14 protein-coding genes are annotated in these 18,826 nt (G+C 65.6%); 6 read left to right on the forward strand and 8 right to left on the reverse strand.

All coding sequences use genetic code 11. The features are described from left to right. Positions 1-4: 4 nt before the first annotated feature. Complete coding sequence (locus tag BDOA9_RS19245) at positions 5-1,111, forward strand: polyamine ABC transporter substrate-binding protein (RefSeq protein WP_025035598.1); 1,107 nt, start codon at positions 5-7, stop codon at positions 1,109-1,111. Positions 1,112-1,155: 44 nt separating this feature from the next. Here BDOA9_RS19245 and BDOA9_RS19250 read toward each other — a convergent pair whose 3' ends face one another. Further along, positions 1,156-7,479, reverse strand: a complete 6,324-nt coding sequence (locus BDOA9_RS19250; protein ID WP_025035599.1) for an autotransporter-associated beta strand repeat-containing protein — start codon at positions 7,477-7,479, stop codon at positions 1,156-1,158. 183 nt (positions 7,480-7,662) lie between these two features. On the opposite strand from BDOA9_RS19250, the gene BDOA9_RS19255 reads away from it, so the two are divergent. Continuing rightward, positions 7,663-9,393, forward strand: a complete 1,731-nt coding sequence (locus BDOA9_RS19255; RefSeq protein ID WP_025035600.1) for a winged helix-turn-helix domain-containing protein — start codon at positions 7,663-7,665, stop codon at positions 9,391-9,393. 136 nt (positions 9,394-9,529) lie between these two features. Here BDOA9_RS19255 and BDOA9_RS19260 read toward each other — a convergent pair whose 3' ends face one another. The 6 genes from BDOA9_RS19260 to BDOA9_RS19285 form a co-directional block, all read right to left on the reverse strand. After that, positions 9,530-10,462 carry a lipid A biosynthesis lauroyl acyltransferase gene (locus tag BDOA9_RS19260; RefSeq protein ID WP_025035601.1) on the reverse strand — a complete coding sequence of 311 codons (933 nt, stop codon included), beginning with the start codon at positions 10,460-10,462 and terminating at the stop codon, positions 9,530-9,532. A gap of 8 nt (positions 10,463-10,470) precedes the next feature. Then, complete coding sequence (locus BDOA9_RS19265) at positions 10,471-11,748, reverse strand: beta-ketoacyl-ACP synthase (RefSeq protein ID WP_025035602.1); 1,278 nt, start codon at positions 11,746-11,748, stop codon at positions 10,471-10,473. Positions 11,749-11,769: 21 nt separating this feature from the next. After that, a complete protein-coding gene (locus BDOA9_RS19270) occupies positions 11,770-12,972 on the reverse strand; it encodes a beta-ketoacyl-ACP synthase (protein ID WP_025035603.1) in 1,203 nt (400 codons plus the stop codon). Next, complete coding sequence (locus BDOA9_RS19275; protein WP_025035604.1) at positions 12,969-13,439, reverse strand: 3-hydroxyacyl-ACP dehydratase FabZ family protein; 471 nt, start codon at positions 13,437-13,439, stop codon at positions 12,969-12,971. Before BDOA9_RS19275 ends, BDOA9_RS19270 begins: the two co-directional genes overlap by 4 nt. Before the next feature lie 10 nt (positions 13,440-13,449). Continuing rightward, the gene (locus BDOA9_RS19280) at positions 13,450-13,737 is read right to left on the reverse strand and encodes an acyl carrier protein (protein WP_007592476.1); all 288 of its coding nucleotides are present in this window, start codon (positions 13,735-13,737) and stop codon (positions 13,450-13,452) included. A 234-nt stretch (positions 13,738-13,971) separates the two neighbouring features. Continuing rightward, positions 13,972-14,313, reverse strand: coding sequence for a hypothetical protein (locus BDOA9_RS19285; protein WP_025035605.1), 342 nt, complete (start codon positions 14,311-14,313; stop codon positions 13,972-13,974). Between the two features lie 325 nt (positions 14,314-14,638). On the opposite strand from BDOA9_RS19285, the gene BDOA9_RS19290 reads away from it, so the two are divergent. After that, positions 14,639-15,268 (forward strand): ParB-like protein, encoded by a 630-nt coding sequence (locus tag BDOA9_RS19290; RefSeq protein ID WP_025035606.1) that lies wholly within the window; start codon positions 14,639-14,641, stop codon positions 15,266-15,268. An 11-nt stretch (positions 15,269-15,279) separates the two neighbouring features. Here the strand turns inward: BDOA9_RS19290 and BDOA9_RS38890 are convergent, their stop codons facing one another. Beyond that, positions 15,280-15,435, reverse strand: a complete 156-nt coding sequence (locus BDOA9_RS38890; protein ID WP_192859585.1) for a hypothetical protein — start codon at positions 15,433-15,435, stop codon at positions 15,280-15,282. A gap of 263 nt (positions 15,436-15,698) precedes the next feature. Here BDOA9_RS38890 and BDOA9_RS38895 point away from each other — a divergent pair, with 263 nt between their 5' ends. The 3 genes from BDOA9_RS38895 (at position 15,699) to BDOA9_RS19295 (ending at position 18,789) form a co-directional block, all read left to right on the forward strand. Then, positions 15,699-15,842 carry a hypothetical protein gene (locus BDOA9_RS38895; RefSeq protein WP_192859586.1) on the forward strand — a complete coding sequence of 48 codons (144 nt, stop codon included), beginning with the start codon at positions 15,699-15,701 and terminating at the stop codon, positions 15,840-15,842. A 233-nt stretch (positions 15,843-16,075) separates the two neighbouring features. Then, complete coding sequence (locus tag BDOA9_RS38900) at positions 16,076-16,243, forward strand: hypothetical protein (RefSeq protein WP_192859587.1); 168 nt, start codon at positions 16,076-16,078, stop codon at positions 16,241-16,243. Continuing rightward, positions 16,240-18,789 (forward strand): cation-translocating P-type ATPase, encoded by a 2,550-nt coding sequence (locus BDOA9_RS19295; RefSeq protein WP_025035607.1) that lies wholly within the window; start codon positions 16,240-16,242, stop codon positions 18,787-18,789. Before BDOA9_RS38900 ends, BDOA9_RS19295 begins: the two co-directional genes overlap by 4 nt. Positions 18,790-18,826 lie beyond the last annotated feature (37 nt).

Here is an 18,826-nt window from a genome sequence, read left to right on the forward strand (position 1 = left end):
CGAGATGACGAACGTCGGCCGCTCCGGGCTTGGTTTCGCGATCGCCGCGGCACTGACGTTGCTCTCCGCTCCCGCCGGGGCCGAGGAGCGGGTCGTCAACTTCTACAACTGGTCCAACTACATGGCGCCTGGCGTCCTCGAGGCCTTCACCAAGGAGACCGGCATCAAGGTGGTCTACGATACCTTCGACGCCAACGAGACGCTGGAGACGCGCCTGATGGCCGGCAAGTCCGGCTACGACGTCGTGGTGCCCACGGCGTATTTCCTGCAGCGCCAGATCAAGGCGAACATCTTCCAGAAGCTCGACAAGTCGAAGCTGCCGAACCTCGTCAACGCCTGGCCGGTGGTGACGCAGCGCCTCGCCACCTACGATCCCGGCAATTTCTACGCCGCCAACTACATGTGGGGCACGACGGGCATCGGCTATAACGTCGCCAAGGTGAAGCAGATCCTCGGCGCTGAAGCGAAGATCGACAGCTGGGACATCGTCTTCAAGCCGGAGAACCTCGCCAAGTTCAGGGATTGCGGCGTGCACATGCTCGACTCCGCCGACGACATCTTCCCGGCGGCGCTGAGCTGGCTCGGGCTCGATCCGAACTCGACCAAGCAGGCCGACCTCGAAAAGGCCGCCGAGGCCGTGGCGAAAGTCCGTCCCTCCGTGCGCAAGTTCCACTCCTCCGAATACTTAAGCGCACTCGCGACTGGCGAGATCTGCTTCGTGGTCGGCTGGTCCGGCGACATCATGCAGGCCCGTGCCCGCGCGGCGGAGGGCAAGAGCGGCATCGAGATCGGCTACGCCATTCCGAAGGAGGGCGCACAGATGTTCTTCGACAATCTCGCCATCCCCGCGGATGCCAAGAACGTCAGGGAAGCCCACGAGTTGATCAACTATCTCTACCGTCCTGATGTCGCCGCCAAGAACTCGGACTTCCTGTCCTACGCCAACGGCAACCTCGCCAGCCAGAAGCTGGTCGACCCGAAAATCCTGAACGACAAGAACATCTATCCGGACGAGGCGACGCTTTCAAAGCTGTTCGTGATCACGGCGCGCGAGCCGGCGACGCAGCGGATCATCAACCGGCTCTGGACCAAGGTGAAGACGGGACGCTGAGGCTTGCCGTCATCCGGGATGGTGCGCCAGCACCAGACCACCTCCTACCATTCGTAACGCACCGTGCCTTTGCCCGTGTACGTCTGGGTGCTGCGGGAGAACTCGCCTTCGATTGTGCCGGCGAGTGCGAAGCCATTCCGCCATTTCATCTCGGCGCGACCACCGGCCAACGCGGAATCGGCCGCGGGACGCGCGCCGCTGACGGTGAACGCCGCGCCGGGCAGCGTCTGGAAGGCGGCGTTGACGAGGCGGCTGGTGTTGGTGTCGTGCGCCCAGGCGAGCCGGCCGCGCAGCGTGAGCCCGCCGTCATTGACGAGGAAGCGCTGGTCGGTGCGCGCGCCGAGCTCGCTGCGGACATTGGCCGTGTCCTGCGAACCGTAGGAGAGTGCGAACTGGTTGTTGCCGACAAGCGCGGTCTCGCCGTAGCCGGGGAGGTGGAAGGTGGTCGCCTGCACGGCCGCGTAAGGCGTGACGCCGAAGCTGGAGGCGGGGATCGGTGCGAAGCGCCAGCCGGCTTCGAGGCGGCCGGCGAAGGTGCTGGCCTTGAAGTTGGCGGTCAGCCTGTCGGTGCCCGACACCGTCACGGTGCGATCCGTGGTGACATCCTGCCAGCCATAGGCCAGCGCGGCGGAGAGGTAGGCCGGGCCAAAATTGTGCCGGGCATAGAGGCCGGCCTGGAAGACGTCGGCGCGGCCGCCACCAAGGCTATCGGCGACCGAGAAATTGAAGCCCGCGCCGCCGAGCGCGAAGCCGACCAGTGTATCCGGCGACAAACGATAGTCCGCGCCGACCACGGTGCCGTAGATGCGGCTGGTGGTGGAGCTCGAGCCCGCCGCCGCATTGCCGCTCAACGTGCTGGCACCGCCGTAAGCAGAGGCCCAGACGCCCCAGCGCCGGTCGATGACATCGCCGCTTGTCTCGCGCGGCGTCACCGCGGCATAGGCTTCGCGCACCCTGGCGTCGTGCTGCGCAGTGGTGGCGTAGCCCAACGTGCTGCCGCTCATGCCGCGTTCGCTTTCCATGCTGCCGCCGACCGGGTCGAGCATGTCCAGGAACTGCTGCATGGCGTTGAACGCGGCCTGCGTGGTGGCGGCGCCGGGTTGGCCCGAGACCTCGCTGAGGGCCCGGTTGAGCTGCGCGCCGCTCATGTTGAGCAGTGTATCGAAACCGGCCGGTGGCGTCGCGCCGCTCTCGACCGCGTTGTTGATGCCGCCTGCGACGCCGGTCTGGTTGCCGCTCGTGCCGGCCGGCAGCTCGATCTTGCCGGGATCGAGCACGAGATAGACGTTGTTGAGGTCGTAGCTGAGGCGCGGATTGCGGGCAGGGCTGAAGCTTCCGACGATGGTCAGCCCGGCGAATTGCGTTCCGCCGAGTCCTCCGCTCGCATTCAGAAGCGTGAAGGTCTGGCCGCGGAAGCTGCCGGGAATTGCCACCGCCTGCACGGTGGCGCCGGTGAGCGTCGCGGTGCCCGAAACGTTGGTGCGGTCGGCGGCGGTCGTGGAGACCTCGACCGTGTAGAAGCTGCCGGCGGCGAACGCCAGATTGCCGCTGACGGTGAGAGTTCCGATGGAGTTGCCCGGCGCCAGCGTGCCAGCACTCGCGATCGCCGTGTTGCCGACGATGCCGGTGCCGCCGAGGATGCCGCCCGCGTTTACGGTGACGCCGCCCGATGAAGCGATCGAGCCGTTTACCGCGAGCGTGCCGCCGTCGACGGTGGTCGCGCCGGTGTAGGTGTTGACGCCCGACAGGGTGAGCTTGCCGGTGCCGACCTTGATCAGCGATATCCCGGTGATGCTCCCGTCGCCAGTGAGCACGCCGGTGACGACGGTCGACAGGTTGTTACTGCCGACCGCCAGCTCTGCGCCGTTGAGGTCGAAGCGGCCGTTGCCGGCGATCGAGCCGGCGGTGAGCTTGCCGTCGCTGCTCGGGCCGGGGGTGAAGAAGTTGATAACGGCGCTGGACGCGGTGTTGATGAGCTGTGCACTGCCGGGCGTCGAATTGCCGTCGAACAGCACAGTGCCGCTGTTGTTGATGACGGCGTTGCCCGCCGTGGTGTTGCCGTAGAAGGTCAACTGATTGGTGTTGGTGATGGTGGCGTTGCCGGCCGTGGCGCTGGTTGCAAAGACCAGCTGCGCGTTGTTGGTAATAGCCGCATTGCCGGCGGTCGCATTGGCGTCGAACACCAGCGTGCCGGCAGACACCGTCGCGCCGGAAAAGCTTGCCGCGCCCGTTAAGGTCAGCGTTCCGGTGCCGGACTTGGTCAGCGTGCTACCGCTGACGCCCTGGCTGATGACGAAATTATTGGCGGCATCCGCAATGTCGAGCGTGCCGCCGCCGGCCCCCAGATTGACGGTGCGTGCGGTGGCGTTGAATGCCGTGCCTGATATCTGCAGGGTGCCGCCGTTGAAGGTCAGGCCGCCCGCGAGGTCGCCGAGATTGGCGTCCGAGGAGACGCTGACCGTTCCGTCGGCGAAGGTGGTGCCGCCGGTATAGGTGTTCGCGCCCGACAGCGTCAGCGTGCCGGTGCCGGTCTTGACCAGCGAGCCGCCGGTGCCGCCGCTCGCGCCACCGTCGGCGACCACGCCGCTGACGGTCGTCGACAGATTGTTGCCGCCGACCGTCAGCGCGTTGGCGCCGAGATAGAAGGTGCCGTTGCCGGCGATCGAGCCAGCGCTGAGCTTGTGGTCGCCGTTCGGGCCGGTGCTGCCGGAGAAATCGAAGACGGCATTGGCCGCGTTGTTGATCAGCTGCGCATTGCCCGCAGTCGAATTGTCCTGGAAGGTGGTCGTGCCCCCGGCATTGTTGGTGATGGTCGCGCTACCGGCCGTGCTGCTGACGACAAAATTGATGGTATTGCTGTTGGCGATCGAGGCGTTGCCGGCCGTGGAGTTGTCGCGGAACACCAGCAAATTGGCGTTGGTGATGGTCGCGCTGCCAGCCGTGCTGTTGTTGTAGAAATACAGCCAGCGATTGTTGGCGAGTGTGGCGCTGCCTGCCGTGCTGGTCTCGTTGAAAGACAGCCATTCGTTGTTGGTGATAACAGCGTTGCTGGCCGTGCTGCTGCCATAGAAATACAGGTAAGCGCTATTGGTGATCGTTGCGGTGCTGGCCGTGGCGTTTCCTTGGAAAATGGCTCTGCTGTTGACGCTGTTGCTGATATTTGCGCTGCCCGCGGTGCTGGTATCGTTGAAATACAGGAAGTTGTTGTCGCTGACGATGGTCGCGCTGCCTGCCGAACTCGAATTGTTGAAGTAGACGTTGCCGGCGCCGCTGTTGGTGATGGTGGCGCTCCCGGCGGTGCTCGTCTCGTTGAAGTTCAGGGTGCCGCCGTTGGTGATGGTGGCGCTGCCGGCACTGCTGCTGTTACGAAAGTTCGTGGTCCCGCCGTTCGCGATGCCCGTGATTCCGCTCGTGTCGGCGTTGACGATTTCGAATGTCGCCCCGGTGCCGACGGTCACCGCTCCCACAACGGAGCCGGTCACGCCGCTGTTGCCGATCTGGAGCGTGCCGCCCGAAATCGCCGTGCCGCCGCTATAGCTGTTGTGTCCGGTCAGGACGAGCGTGCCGGCGCCGGCCTTGGTGAGCGATCTGCCGTCCCAGCCGGTGGCGGGGTTCGCCGCCTGATCGGTCAGCGCCATGCCCAGCGTGAAGGTGTCGCTGGCGTTGGTCAGCGTGAAGGTGCCATGGGCGAGGGAGTTGCCCGCAGTCCAGCTCAATCCGTAGCTGGCGAGGTATTGCAGGCCGTCGGCCGATTTGCGGGTGGACACCGTGAGGTAGTCCACCGTGCCGCTGAAGCCGCCGACGGTGACTGCGGCGAAGTCGCCGCTGATGCCCGATTGGGTATCGATCAGCACCTTGTCGAGCTGGCTCGCATTGCTGATGCCGCTGATATTGAACACGACGCCGTTGCCGAGCGCGACGCTGTCGGCAGACAGCGCGGGGCCGCTCGTGCCGGCAGCGATGGACAGCGCGGTGTTGTTGCCGAAGATCACGGTCTGAGCGACGTTCAGGGTCGCCGGCGTCTCGATCGCCAGCGAACCGCCCGTGACGTTGACGCTGCCGCCCAGATTGTTGCTGCCGCCTGCGCTGCCGTCACCGAACCGCAGCCGGCCGCCAGAGACGATCGTATCGCCGCCATAGGTGTTCGTGCCCGTCAGCGTCAAAGTACCGGTGCCAACCTTTTCCAGGGTGCCATTGCCGGAGAAAGTTCCGCTTACGACAGTCGACATATTGTTGCCGCCGACCTTGAGCCACCGGCCGTCCAGAAGAAAAGTACCTTCGCCGGCGATCGAACCGACGCTGATCACACCGTCAAGGGCAGGTCCATTTGAGGAGAACTGAGTCAATGCGGTCGCGCTGGTGTTGGTGATGGCGGCATTGCCAGCCGTGCTGGCGTACCCGAAGGTCAAGTTGCCGTTGTTGTTGATTGTGGCACTTGCGGCCGTGCTGGAGCCGACGAACACGAGCGCGCCGCTGTTGTTGATGACGGCACTCGCGGCGGTGCTGTTTTCGCTCAAGCTGAGGTCGCCGAAGCGGAGTGTGCCACTGTTGTTGATGGTGGCGCTGCCGGCAGTGCTGCTGTTGCGGAAGCCGAGCGTGCCACTGCTGTTGATGTTGATCGTCGCGTTGCTCGCGGAGCTCGTGTCATAGAACGTGGCGGTGCCGCCATTGATGCTGAGCGCCGCGTTGCCGGCCGAACTGGTGTTCCGGAAATTCGCAGCGCCGGTGGAGGTGATCTGAGCGCTGCCGGGCGTCGTTGTATCGACGAACTCGAGTGTGCCGCTATTGGCGATTGTGGTGCTGCCGGCCGACATTCCGTTGCTGTAGGTCGTGCTTCCGGCGTTCGAGATGCTGGAGATCGCGCCCGCATTCACGACGCTGAGCGCCCCTCCGGCGCCGACGCCGACCGCGCCGCCGACCGAGCCGGTTCTGGCGAGGGTGCCGAGCTGGAGTGTACCCTCGTCGACGGTGGTGCCGGCCGTGTAGGTATTCGTTGCCGACAGCGTCAGCGTGCCGGCGCCGATCTTGACCAGCGAGCCGCCGGTGCCGGAGATCACCCCGGCCACTTCGGTCGATGTATTTTTGGAGCCGACCGTGAGCTCGTTGGCGCCGAGAAGGTAGCTGCCGGCGCCTGCGATCGAGCCGACCGTCTGCTTGTAATCGCCGGCGGGACCCGCAGAACCCGAGAAATCCACCGTGCTGCCGGCCGCGGCGGTGATGGCCATGCCGTTGCCATTGCTGTTGATGAGGCTGAGTGTGGTTCCGGCGCGGACGTCAACCGTGCCGATGATGGAGCCGGTGCTAGCTGGTGTGCCGAGCTGGAGTGTTCCGGCCGTGATCGTGGTGCCGCCGCCATAGCTGTTTCCGCCAGAAAGTGTGAGCGTGCCCGTGCCGGCCTTGACCAGCGAGCCGGTGCCCGTGATGGTGCCGCTCAGCTCGCTCGACTGGTTGTTGGCGCCCAGCGTCAGCTCGATGAAATCGAGGTAGGAGGTGCCGGCGCCGGTGAGGGACTGGACCGAGAGCTTGCCGTCACCGGCGGGGCCCGTCCCCGAGAAATAGATGTTGCCCCCGGCATTGTTGATGATGGTCGCGTTGGCGGTCGTGCTGTTGCCGTAGAAGGAGAGGAGTCCGCCGCTATTGACGATGATGGTGGCGCTGCCGGCCGCGCTGGTGTCGTTGAAAGTGGTCTGTCCACCGTTGCCGGTGATGATGGTCGCGCTACCGGCAGTGCTGCTGTCGCGAAAATCCAGCAGCGTGTTATTGGTGATAGTAGCGTTGCCGGCCGTACTCGAGCCGACGAAGGCCATGACGTGGTTGTTGATGATGACGGCATTCGCGGCGGTACTGCTATCCTGGAATTTCAGGATATTTCCGTTGCTGATCGAGGCGCCAGCGGCGGTACTGCTGTTCGCGAAAACCATCAGGCCTTGATTGCCGATCGTGGCGGTGCCGGCCGAGCTGGAATTCTGGAAGGTGGTTGTCGAACTGTTCTGGGTGTTGAGGTTGAGGCTGCCGCCATTGACGATGATGCCGGCGCCGGTGAACGTGAGCGCGGCGCCGTTCATGTTGGTGATGCTGTAGTCGGACGCTCCCGGATTGAAGGTCCAGCCGCCGATCGTGGCAGCGCCGTCAATAGTCAGGTACCACACGTTCGATGCGCCAAAATAGGCGGTGCCGGAAGGTACGCTCCCGGTGTTCCAGTTGCCGCCATCGTTGTAAGAGCCGGTCGCGGGAGCGGTGCCCCAGGTGGCATCCTGCGCGCGAGCCGGCGCGCCCGGGAGGGCCCAGGCCAGGGCCAGTGCCGACGAGGTCAGCAGTGCGGCCCGCAGGTGGCGGGTCGCTTTGACATATTCTTTCCCGGTCCTCACACTTCCCCCAACGCACGATCGCGAGTCCTCAAGCGGATTCTTCGCACCGGGCGGGAGTGGTGTCCTGATAAGGGGTTGGCACATTTCTGAAAGTTTCTGATATTTGCGTTTCAGACCCGATTTTCGGGCATTTTCGGCAGACTTCCGCTATACGAGCCGCCTTGAGACGTGTTGGGGGATTACTTGCTTCGTTTCGCCGGCTTTGAGCTGGACCTGCATCGCGCTGAGCTGCGCAGGGCCGACGGCACGCCGATCAAGCTCCGGCCCAAGACGTTCGAGATGCTTCGCCTGTTCGCCACCAGCGGCGGCCGGGTGCTGAGCAAGCAGGAGCTGATGGAGGCGGTCTGGCCGAACGTCCATGTCGGCGAGGACAGCCTGTTCCAATGCATCCGCGAGCTCCGCACCGCGCTCGGCGACGAGCGGCGGCAGCTGATCAAGCTCGCCTCCGGCGGTGGCTATCTGCTCGCGACGGAGGTTGAGGCAGCGGGCGAAGCCGACCCGGTGCCGGTCGAGGAGTTTCCGTCCGGTTCACCCGATGACGTCGCGCTCCTGCCGGCCGAGGCCATCGTGGCGTCCGTGAAGCCGCAGCGCGCCCTGTTCGGCTTGAGTCGGCAGGCCACGGTTGCCGCCGTGGCCGGCCTCTGCGTGATCGTGATGGGGCTGGCGGTTGCCGCGCCCGTGCTGAAGCCGGACCTCCTGTTCAAGCGAACGCCGCCGCGGCTCGCGGTGATGCCGATCGCCGACGAGAGCAATGATGCGCGCGGCGCGGCGATGGCCGCGGAGATCACCGCGCGCCTCGCCGATGGTTTTGCCAAGGTCCAGAACATCAGCGTGGTTGCGCCGCGACTGGCGGCCAAGGGCGGCGCCGGCACTGCTGCGTCTGCTCCCTCATCCGATTACGAGCTGCGCGGCGAACTGGAGCGTCGCGACCAGTCCTGGACGCTACGCGCGCGGATCATCAAGGCCGCCACCGGCGAGGTGCAGTCGGTCGTCGCAGCGTCGGTCGCTGCGGATGAGGCGGACGCGCAGCTCGCACAGTCGCGCCTCGTCGCGGGCGTGGGTCATGGGCTCGCGCGCCGTCTCAACGAAATCCTGGAGCCGCGTGTGCGCGCCCCGGCTGCCGGGGCGTCGGCCGGCGGCGACAAGGTGGCCGTCGAGCAGGCGCTCGCATCGATCAACCAGACCACGCGCGAGCGTTTTGGCGCGGCCCAGGCCATGCTGCAAAAGGCGCTCAGCGACGACCCCGACAATCTCGACGTCGCGGTCGCGCTCGCTTCGCTGCAGATGCGCGGCATCCAGATGGTCTGGTTCAGCCCGGAGGAGGCTGTCGCCGTCGAGGCCAGGGCCAACGCGACGCTCGAGCAGGCGTTGCGATCGAAGCCGAATTCGATTGCCGTGCTCGAAGCCCATTGCCGCTTCCTCAGCGCGACGAACCACTTTGTCGAAAGTCTCGTCACCTGCGCCAAGGCCTTGAGCTTCGATCCGTGGAACGGATCTGCGCTCTATCTGATCGGCCTCGGGCAGGTCTATCTCGGCCGCTTCGACGATGCGCTGGCGACCTTTCTGCAGGCCGATCGTTACGACACGCCGCAGGCCTCGCGCTGGACCTGGCTGCTCGGCGCGGGCATGACCTATGCCTTGATGGAACGCTTTGAGGAGGCGTTGCCCTGGCTGCAGCGTTCGATCGCCATCACGCCCGGGACCGGCCGTTCGCACTTCCTGCTCGGGGCCGCCTACCAGAGAACGGGCCGCCTCGATGAGGCGAGGGCGGCGATCGCCGAGGGACTGCGCTTGCGGCCCGGCACGACCAGGCTGAACGTCTCGCCGCCGATGAAGAACGCGAGTCCGGTGTGTATCGCGGCCTGGGAGCGTGTCGTGCAGGCCGAGGTGGATGCGGGACTGCCGGAGCAGTGAGGATGGTCGTGCACTGAAGGGCCTGCTGCCAGCGCTCAATGCCCGTCATTGCGAGGAGCCCTTGCGACGAAGCAATCCAGGATCTCACCGCGGAGAGATTCTGGATTGCTTCGCTGCGCTCGCAATGACGGAGTAATCACCGCCACCTGCGATGCAGCCACAGCCACTGCTCGGGATGCTCGCGAACCCAGCTTTCCACGACGCTCGTGATCACCTGCGTCGTGCCCTGGATATCGATCCTGCCATCGGCATCGCGCACCGGCTGGATCTCTTCGGTGAGCTCGCCGCGAAAGCGGCCGTCGGGCAGGCGGATGATGCGCACGCCGTGGATCGGGCATTCGACCTGGCGCAGGAGGCGCGCCAGCATCGGATTGGCGCGGGTCTTGCGGCCGAAGAACGTGACCTCGACGCCGGCCGTCAGATATTGGTCGATCAGCATGGCGACGTGCTTGCCGTCCTTGAGCGCCTGCGCCAGCCGCAGCGGCGCATCGCGCCCCGCCGGGATCAGCGTGCCCATGTTGACCTGGCGCATCTCCTGGATGATGCGATCGGCCGAGGCGATGTTCGGCCGGCGATAGAGGATTGCGGTGTCGAGGCCATGCGAGACGGCGGCGAGCGCCGGCAATTCCCAATTGGCAAGATGTGCGGCGAAGATCAGGGCCGGCTTGCCGTCGTCGCGGATCTGGTCGAACAGCTCGATGCTGCGCGGGGAAATCTCGATCCGACTCTTCTCCGGGGCATCGCGCTCGTAATTCCAGACCTGGTCGATATGGGCGAACTCGGCGCCGACGCGGCCGAGATTATCCCAGACGCCCATCAGGATCCGGTCGATCTCCTCCGGCGACTTCTCGGGGAAGGCGGCTGCGAGATTGGCACGGCCGATGCGGTGCTCGCGCAGGCGAGGGCCGATCAGCTTCACGGCACGGGCGAAAAAGTCCGAGGTCTTGGCCGGATCGAAATAGCGCGTGGTGCGCAGCATCGCGACGGTCGCGGCGCCGATCAGGCTGCCGCCCAGCGATTTGGCAGCCTCCCGCGCGCGGGCCTTCGTGCTCGCAGTCAGCAGCGCCATGCGTCCGGTCAGGCCGGTTCGCGGGTCAGGATCAGCGAAGCGTTCTGGCCGCCGAAGCCGAACGAGTTCGACATCACCGCGGTGACGCGGGCATCGCGCGCCTTGTTGCCGACGACGTTGAACAGGATCGTGGGATCCGGATTGTCGTAGTTGATCGTCGGCGGAATGCGCTGATGCTCGAGCGTGAGCAGCGAGAAGATCGCCTCGACCGCGCCGGCGGCCGAGATGGTGTGGCCGACCATCGACTTGTTGGAGGTGACCGGAATCTTCTGCGCGAGTTCGCCGAACACGGCCGAGGTCGTGTTGAACTCCATCTTGTCGTTCTCGGGCGTCGCGGTGCCGTGCGCGTTGATGTGGTCGATCTGGTCCGGCGTCATGCCGGCATCGGCCAGCGTCTTGTTCATGCAGCCGATGATCGGCTTGCCGTCGGGCGAGGAGCGGGTGCGATGGAACGAATCGGTGAGCTCGCCGCAGCCGGCGATCACGCCGAGAATTTTTGCGCCGCGCGCGACAGCCGCTTCGTAGCTCTCCAGCACCAGCGCGCCGGCACCTTCAGCCATCACGAAGCCGTCGCGGTTCTTGGAGAACGGGCGGGAGGCCGCCTGCGGCGGGTCGTTCTGGGTCGAGAGCGCCGACAGCAGCGAGAAGCGCACCAGCGCTTCCGGGTTCACGGTGCCGTCGGTCGCGACGCACAGCGCCGCGTCGGTCTCGCCGCGGCGGATCGCCTCGACGCCGAGCTGGATCGAGGTGGCTCCGGAGGCGCACGCCGTCGACAGCGAGATCGGCGAGCCCTTGGTGCCGAAGGTCTCGGCGAGATAGGCGGCAACCGAGCCGAACATGAAGCGATGATGATAGGCGCTGAACTTGCCGCCGCCGGAAATGCGGAGCAGATCGTCATAGGTGATGTCCTGCTGGCCGACGGCGCGACCGAGCTCGCGGCGCTGCGGCCATTCGACCTCGACCGGCGCCACAGCGAGGAAAAGCGGACCCGGGAAATCGGCCTTGGCGCCGATGCCGGCCTGCTCCAGCGCTTCCTGCGTCACCAGCTCGGCCATCCGCTCGGACAGGGCGGTGGAGGAGAACGGATCGGCGCTGACGAAATCGACTGTGCCGGCCATCGTGGTCTTGAGGCCGTCGACCGGAAAACGCGTGATGGTGCGGATCCCGGATTCGCCGGCGACGAGCTTTGCCCAATTGTCGGATTTGCCGGCGCCGAGCGAGGTCATGATGCCCATGCCGGTGACGACGACGACGGGACGCCCGAGTTTGTCGCGTGGTGCAGTCATGTCGATCCCCGCTTGAGCTGATTAAACCGCCTCGACCAGCGCCATGCCTTCGCCGCGCCAGTGTCCGGCTCCCACCACCACGATCTGGGTGGGCGCGCCCTGCATTTCAATCTCGGTCCCCGTGGAATCATTCGGCGGGAACAGTGCGCCGCGCGAGATCGACAATGCGGCGAGGGCAATGCCGAGCGGAAATTGCGTTTCCATGGCGTGGCCGAACACCGTGCCGGTCGAGCGCACCGGAAAGTCGGCATGGCTCTTCAGGAAGGCGCGCTCGTCCGAGGTCGCGGGCTCCGCGCCGGTCGCTCCCGTAATGATCGCGCCCTTGCCCTCGCGCCTGGGCAGCTTGGCCCACAGCTTCTCGAGCGTCGCGGCCATGTCGCCGGGCTGCTTGCGTTTGGCGAGGTCTGCGACGACGCTCGACAGCTTCGCGAACGGCCTGGCGCCGCGCGCCTCCGCGTGGGCCTTCGACTCCAGCACCAGGAAGGCGCCGGCCGAGCCGAGCGCGAAGCCGGGATGGTCCTTGCGCGCCCAGACGGGCGCGAACTTGTCCTTCAGGTTGAAGTCGCCGAATTCGTAGAGGACGAGCAGATCCTTGCGTTCGCCATTGTGCGAGCCGCCGACCAGCGCGATGTCGCTTTCGCCCGAGGCGATGCGCGCGAGCGCGATGCGGGCGGCGTCGGCGCCGGCGACCTCCTCACCCATGAAGGTGCGCGAAGTGCCCCCCAGACCGTGCACGATGGCGATGTTGCCGGCGAGCAGATTGGAGAGCTGTGCCAGGAACAGCGTCGGCCTGAGATCGCTCATCAGCCGCTCGTTGAGGAAGCCCGGTGCGTTGGCGCCCTTGGCCTCGGCGGTGAGAATGCCGCTGTCGACGTTGATGTCGCGCTCGCCGCCGCCGGCGGCGACGACCATGTCGATCTTCGACAGGATGTCCTTGTTGCCTTTGATGCCGGCGGAATCGAGCGCAAGGCCGGCGGCATAGGTGCCGATGCGCTGCCAGGCTTCCATCTGGCGCTGGTCGCCCTTCTTGGGGATCTGGCTGTCGAAGGATACCGGCATCAAGGGATGCACGATGTAGGGCGCAAAGCCCTTCTCGTCGACATTGATGCGCTTCTCGGAAAGCGCGGCCCAGTTGGCCTCGAGGCCCTCGCCGAGCGAGGTGGCGAGTCCAATGCCGGTGATCCAGACTTCCGTCTGGCCGGGCTTCGAAGCAGTGTCAGTCATGGCGATACGACCTGTTGCGGAAAGCCGACGCGCTCGGCGACCTTCGCCATGTATCCGCGCATATCCGCATTGGGGAAGGGAATCAGCGTGAAGGTCAGCGCCGCATTCGCGCGCAGCTTGCCGCCGACCCGGATCTTGGCCTCGGTCATGGCATAACCGGAGCCTTCATGGGCGAGGCTCGCCTCGATGCTCATGAGTTCGCCCGGGAAGACCGAGCCGCGGACCTTGGCCTCCTTGACGGCGGCCAGGATCGGCATGCGTTCGAACTTGAACACGCCGAGTTGAAGCCAGCCCGAGGCCTGCGCCATCGATTCGATCAGGAGCACGCCGGGCATCAGGGGATAGCCCGGGAAGTGCCCTTCGAAGATGGTGCTTTCCTGCGGCACCTGTGCTTCGACGACGATCGTCTTCTCGTCGACCTTGAGGTCGACGATGCGATCGATCATGTGGAAGTATTCGAGTTGCATGACTGCGCCCTTAGGCGCTCGCGCCCTTGGCCGCAACCAGTTCGTCGATGCGGGCGCACAGATTCTTCAGCACGAAATATTGCTCGGTGGTCGCCTTGCCGTCGTTGACCTCCTGAGTCCACTTCTCCAGCGGCAGCTTGATGCCGAACTGCTTGTCGATCGCGAAGGCGATATCGAGGAAATCGAGGCTGTCGATGCCGAGGTCATCGATGGCATGGCTATCCGGCGTGATCGTGTCGCGCGGGATGTCGCAGGTTTCAGCGATGATCGTGGCGACCTGATCGAATGTGGAGGACATCACTAAGCCTTTGATATATTGCAGGTATTTGTCAGATTGCCCAGAGTGGCACGGTGGCTGGGCATCGCGCCCCTGATGATGCCCTCAAACCCCCCTCTGGCCGGGTCGAAAGCCCGTATATCGGAGCGCCGCCCTGAGTTCAATGGAGCCGGCCAAGGCCCGGGGCACAGCAACGGACAGGGCTGGGGATGCCGGTCGGGACCCTTCCGCCGCGAGGTCCGTGCCGAGCCGGTCCTAGATATGCGGTGTCGTGATCTTGACGCAGTCGCGGCGGCCCATCAGCACGCAATCCTGGGTCCGGCGGAGGTCGGCGATGCTGACCGCGAGCCAGATACCGATCGCCGTCAGCGCGATGGTGAAGGCCAGCGCCGCGATATTGGCCAGCATGCGCTGGCGGAAATTATCGGGCTCGGCGCGCGGCTGCTCGTAGCGGGACAGGTCCAGCCGTTCGGGCGTGGCGCGCTGCGGTTGCATGGTGCCATTGCCGCGCTGGACCCCCGGGGAGGGCGGGGTGCGCGGCCTGAACTGGAGCACCCGGTGCTCCTCATCAGAGCTTATGGGCCGCTGGTTGTTCATGGGGCGGGGATCACTCCGAAGCAGTGATTTAGATAGCATAGGTGATGCACGCGTTGCAGTAAATCTTCGCAATTGCAGGGTGCATTTATGCGTTCGTACTATTGGCGCATGGGCCGATGTGCCGCGATCCGGGAGCGGGCTGTCGTGTCCGTGGCGCGCGTTGCGCCGCAACGCGGCCATAGCGACAGCCATTGGGACGTCTTTTTTACCGGCCGGCATCGACTTGTGATCTGGGCGTGCTCCGAACGGTTTTTGCCGCCGCGGAGCCCATGGCATAGTCGCGGGAACCGAACCGTCAGTTGCATCCATGCGAGGGACTTCGATCATGACCACGACCAACGCGCGCGAGCCGAGGGTGCATCCGGTTCCGATCCTGTCGCTCCGGCCGACGCAGATGACGGTCGGCATGCGCGAGGTCAAGGAGAAGCGGAAGCGCTGGCGCGAGCATGGCAAGAAGAAGCAGGCGGATCTGCTCGGCAAGCACATGATCCCCGTCGTTTACGGCCCCGACGCGCGCTATTACGTGATCGACCATCATCACCTCGGCCGCGCGCTGCACGACGAAGGCGTCAAGGAGGTGCTGGTGACCATCGTCGGTGATCTCAGGATGGTGGAGCGCGAGGCCTTCTGGGGCGTCATGGACAACAAGCGCTGGGTCTATCCTTACGACGCCAAGGGCGAGCGGCGGTCGTTTCGCGACCTGCCCAAATCGGTCGCCGATCTCAAGGACGATCCCTTCCGCAGCCTTGCCGGTGAATTGCGCCGCATGGGCGGCTTCGCCAAGGACACCACGCCGTTCTCCGAATTCCTGTGGGCCGACTTCCTGCGCCGGCAGGTCTCGCGCAAGGCGGTGGAGGCCGATTTCGACAAGGCGCTGGAGAAGGCGATGGCCGCGGCGAGAAGCAGGAATGCGATCTATCTTCCCGGCTGGTGCGGCCCGGCGGACGACGACTGAGAGTATTTGCGTCAGTCGCGCTGGAAAATCCTGGCGCCCGGGTAGGCGCGGCGGGCGTAAGTGATCACCAGCGCGCGGTCCTGGGTGTCCAGGAACGGCGTTCGGATCTGGCACGATCCGACGATGAGGTGCCACAGGCCATTGAGCTTCTGGATCACGATCTTCATTTACGTCGTCCTCGATGACTCCCATTCCAGCGAATGTTGCTCGTCGCCGAAGTGCCTGGGATCGCGGTCGCGGGTACGAAACTCCCAACACGGCCGGCGCTGCAAAACACGTCGACCTTAGTTAGTTGGTTACGGAATGCCGCAAGATAAGCCGGATCTCATCACAGCTGCTTGAGCGAAATCAATTTCCGTGCCCACGAAACCGTCCTGAAACAGAGCCGTCCCATCTCTATGGAGTAGTCGAGCTCATACAGGAGGCGAACATGCGCCGTCTGGCTTTCGTAGTTGCCTTGCTCGCGGTTGCTTCGGCGGGAATCTCGGCGTCCTTTGCCGCAGTTCACCATGCCAAGTCGTTGACGTTCGCGGAGCGCTTTGCTCCGGCGCTCGAGTTGATGGCAAAGCGCTAGCCGCATACGCCACGCAGCCGAGCGCGATGCAGCGGCTGCTCGCTCCAAGGCGGACATCACGTCGCACCTGCCGAGCGATGATGGTCGGGTGGGCTTGACCTGTCGCAAACCTGCCTTGCCCTGACCGGCTAAGCTCTGCCCTGCATGGTTGCAGAGACAGCGTTGTGCCCCGATGCCAAGGGCCCCGGGCTCCAAGTCATGCAGAGCTTCATGCAGATCTTGGAGGCATGGCCATGAGCATCATCTTTCGCATTCTGTTTGTCCTCGCCGGTGCGATCACGGCGCTGTTCGTCGCGCGTGACGCGCTGAACTTCACCATCATCCAGACTTTCGTCGCCGTCCTGCTCGTCACCGCAATCATCGGTGCCGGCGCCCTCTGGAGCTTGCGGCAAAAGTCGTGAGCGAGGTGCAACGCGGACGCGCGGGCGGCCTGAGCGAGACCGAGGCCCGGGCGAGGCTCGCGGCAGACGGCCCCAACGAATTGCCTCGGCCGGAACGGCGCAGTCCCCTGCGCATCGTGGTGGACGTGCTGCGCGAGCCGATGCTGCTGCTGCTGCTTTGCGGCGGGCTGATCTATCTCGTGCTCGGCGATCTCAAGGAGGCGCTGATCCTGCTGGCGTTCGGAGCGATGTCCATCGTGATCACGGTGGTGCAGGAAACCCGGACCGAGCGCGTGCTGGAAGCCCTGCGTGACCTGACCAGCCCGCGGGCGCTGGTGGTGCGCGACGGTGCGCGTCGGCGAATTGCCGGCCGCGAGGTCGTGCAGGGCGACCTTCTCGTCCTCGGCGAAGGCGATCGTGTCCCCGCCGACGCCGCGCTCGTCGAAGCGCGGGATCTGCAGGTCGACGAGTCCCTGCTGACCGGGGAGTCGATGCCCGTCCGCAAGAAGACCTCCGACAATATCGGTGCGGCCGGTCACCGGCCCGGCGGCGAGGATCAGCCATTCGTGTATTCCGGTTCGCTGGTCGTGCGCGGCGAGGGGCTGGCGCTGGTCGAGGCCACCGGGCCGCGCAGCGAGATCGGGAAGATCGGGCTGTCGCTTCGCGGCCTGCAGGCCGAGCCGCCGCGGCTTCAGCAGCAGACCGCAAGGCTGGTGCGGCTCTGCTTTCTCGGCGGCGCCATCGTCAGCCTGGCCGCGATTGTGCTCTACGGCGTCTCGCGCGGCGACTGGCTGCAGGCGCTGCTGGCAGGCGTCGCCATCGGCATGTCGATGCTTCCGGAAGAATTCGGCGTCGTGCTCACGGTGTTCATGGCCATGGGCGCGTGGCGGATTTCGCAGGCTCGCGTCCTGACGCGGCGAGCCGCCGCCATCGAGGTGCTCGGCTCAGCGACAGTCTTGTGCACCGACAAGACCGGAACGCTGACGCAGAACCAGATGTCGGTCGCCGAGCTGCGCCTGCTCGACGGGGCGCGCCTGCGTGCGCAGGCGGCCGGGCCGGATCGCATCGGCACCGAATTCGCCGAGCTGGCGCGCTGCGGCGCGCTGGCAAGCTCTCCGGAGCCGTTCGATCCGATGGAGAAGGCGCTACACGCGTTCGCGCGTGATGTCCTGCGGGACGACGCGATGGATGGCGGGCAGACGCTGGTGCGCACCTATGGTCTGCGCCCCGAGCTGCTCGCCATGACTCAGGTTTGGCGGACATCCGCAGCGGCGGAGCTCGTCGCATGCGCCAAGGGCGCGCCGGAAGCGATTGCGCGCCTGTGCAGGCTGGACGAGGCCGATCGACAGGCCGTGCAAGCCGCCGTCGGGGCCATGGCGAAGGACGGTCTTCGCGTGCTGGGGGTGGCGGTTGCCGCGTGCGATGACGCTGCACTGCCGGCATCCCAGGAGGCTTTCGTCTTTCGCTTCGTTGGCCTGGTCGGGCTTGCCGATCCGTTGCGGCCTCATGTTCCGGAGGCAGTTCGCGAGTGCCGTTCGGCCGGCATCCGGGTCATCATGATCACGGGCGACTATCCGGCGACCGCCATGGCGATCGCCGGGCAGGCCGGGCTCGACGTCAATGAGGTCGTGACCGGGGAGCAGGTCAAGCTCGCTGATGACACCGAGCTCGAGGCGCTCGTCAGGAAGGTGAATGTCTTCGCGCGGGTTCTGCCGGAGCAGAAGCTGCGGATCGTCCAGGCGCTGAAGCGCGGCGGCGAGATCGTCGCGATGACGGGCGACGGCGTCAACGACGCGCCGTCGCTGAAGGCCGCCCATATCGGAATCGCGATGGGCGGCCGCGGCACCGACGTCGCCCGCGAGGCATCCGCGATCGTCCTGCTCGACGACGATTTCAGCTCCATCGTCGCATCCATCCGACTCGGACGCCGGATCTACGACAATCTGCGCAAGGCCATGGCCTTCATCTTCGCCGTCCACGTGCCGATCGCGGGTCTTGCGCTGCTTCCCCTGGTGTTCGGGCTGCCGCTGGTGCTCGGGCCGGTGCACATCGCCTTTCTGGAGCTGATCATCGATCCCGTCTGCTCGCTGGTGTTCGAGGCCGAGCGCGAGGAGCGCGACGTCATGAAGCGTCCGCCGCGGCGTGCCGACGCGGAGCTGTTCTCGTGGCCCCTGATCGCCTGGAGCGTCCTGCAGGGCGCCATGGCCTTCGCCCTGATCGCGGTGATCTTCCTCGCAGCGCTTCGTTCCGGAATTCCGCCCGATGAGGCTCGCACCCTCGCATTCATTGCGCTCGTCGTCTGCGTCCTCGCGCTGGTGCTGGTCAACCGATCCTTCAGCGCATCCTTTCTGTCTGCCTTCTTCCGTCCGAACGCGGCATTGCTCTGGATATTCCTCGCGATCGCGCTCGTTCTCGCCACAGCGCTGTTCTGGCCGCCGGCTTCCGGTCTGTTTCGCTTCGGCCCCCTGCATCTCGACGATTTGATGATCACGCTCGGCGCGGGACTATTGGTGCTCACGGCGCTCGAACTGCTGAAGCCGCTTTGGGGCCGGCGGTTGCGATTCTAGATCGTGCTGTGGCAGCTCGACCATGCGCCGAGCGCGA

The organism is Bradyrhizobium sp. DOA9, assembly GCF_000617845.2.
Taxonomy (GTDB): Bacteria; Pseudomonadota; Alphaproteobacteria; order Rhizobiales; family Xanthobacteraceae; genus Bradyrhizobium.

Bases quoted from the DNA above. Each gene is read 5' to 3' on its own strand.
- BDOA9_RS19245 (WP_025035598.1), top strand. From the start codon at position 5: ATGACGAACGTCGGCCGCTCCGGGCTTGGTTTCGCGATCGCCGCGGCA.
- BDOA9_RS19260 (WP_025035601.1), bottom strand. From the start codon at position 10,462: ATGGCGCTGCTGACTGCGAGCACGAAGGCCCGCGCGCGGGAGGCTGCC.
- BDOA9_RS19265 (WP_025035602.1), bottom strand. From the start codon at position 11,748: ATGACTGCACCACGCGACAAACTCGGGCGTCCCGTCGTCGTCGTCACC.
- BDOA9_RS19270 (WP_025035603.1), bottom strand. From the start codon at position 12,972: ATGACTGACACTGCTTCGAAGCCCGGCCAGACGGAAGTCTGGATCACC.
- BDOA9_RS19275 (WP_025035604.1), bottom strand. From the start codon at position 13,439: ATGCAACTCGAATACTTCCACATGATCGATCGCATCGTCGACCTCAAG.
- BDOA9_RS19280 (WP_007592476.1), bottom strand. From the start codon at position 13,737: ATGTCCTCCACATTCGATCAGGTCGCCACGATCATCGCTGAAACCTGC.
- BDOA9_RS19285 (WP_025035605.1), bottom strand. From the start codon at position 14,313: ATGAACAACCAGCGGCCCATAAGCTCTGATGAGGAGCACCGGGTGCTC.
- BDOA9_RS19290 (WP_025035606.1), top strand. From the start codon at position 14,639: ATGACCACGACCAACGCGCGCGAGCCGAGGGTGCATCCGGTTCCGATC.
- BDOA9_RS38890 (WP_192859585.1), bottom strand. From the start codon at position 15,435: ATGAAGATCGTGATCCAGAAGCTCAATGGCCTGTGGCACCTCATCGTC.
- BDOA9_RS38895 (WP_192859586.1), top strand. From the start codon at position 15,699: ATGCGCCGTCTGGCTTTCGTAGTTGCCTTGCTCGCGGTTGCTTCGGCG.
- BDOA9_RS38900 (WP_192859587.1), top strand. From the start codon at position 16,076: ATGAGCATCATCTTTCGCATTCTGTTTGTCCTCGCCGGTGCGATCACG.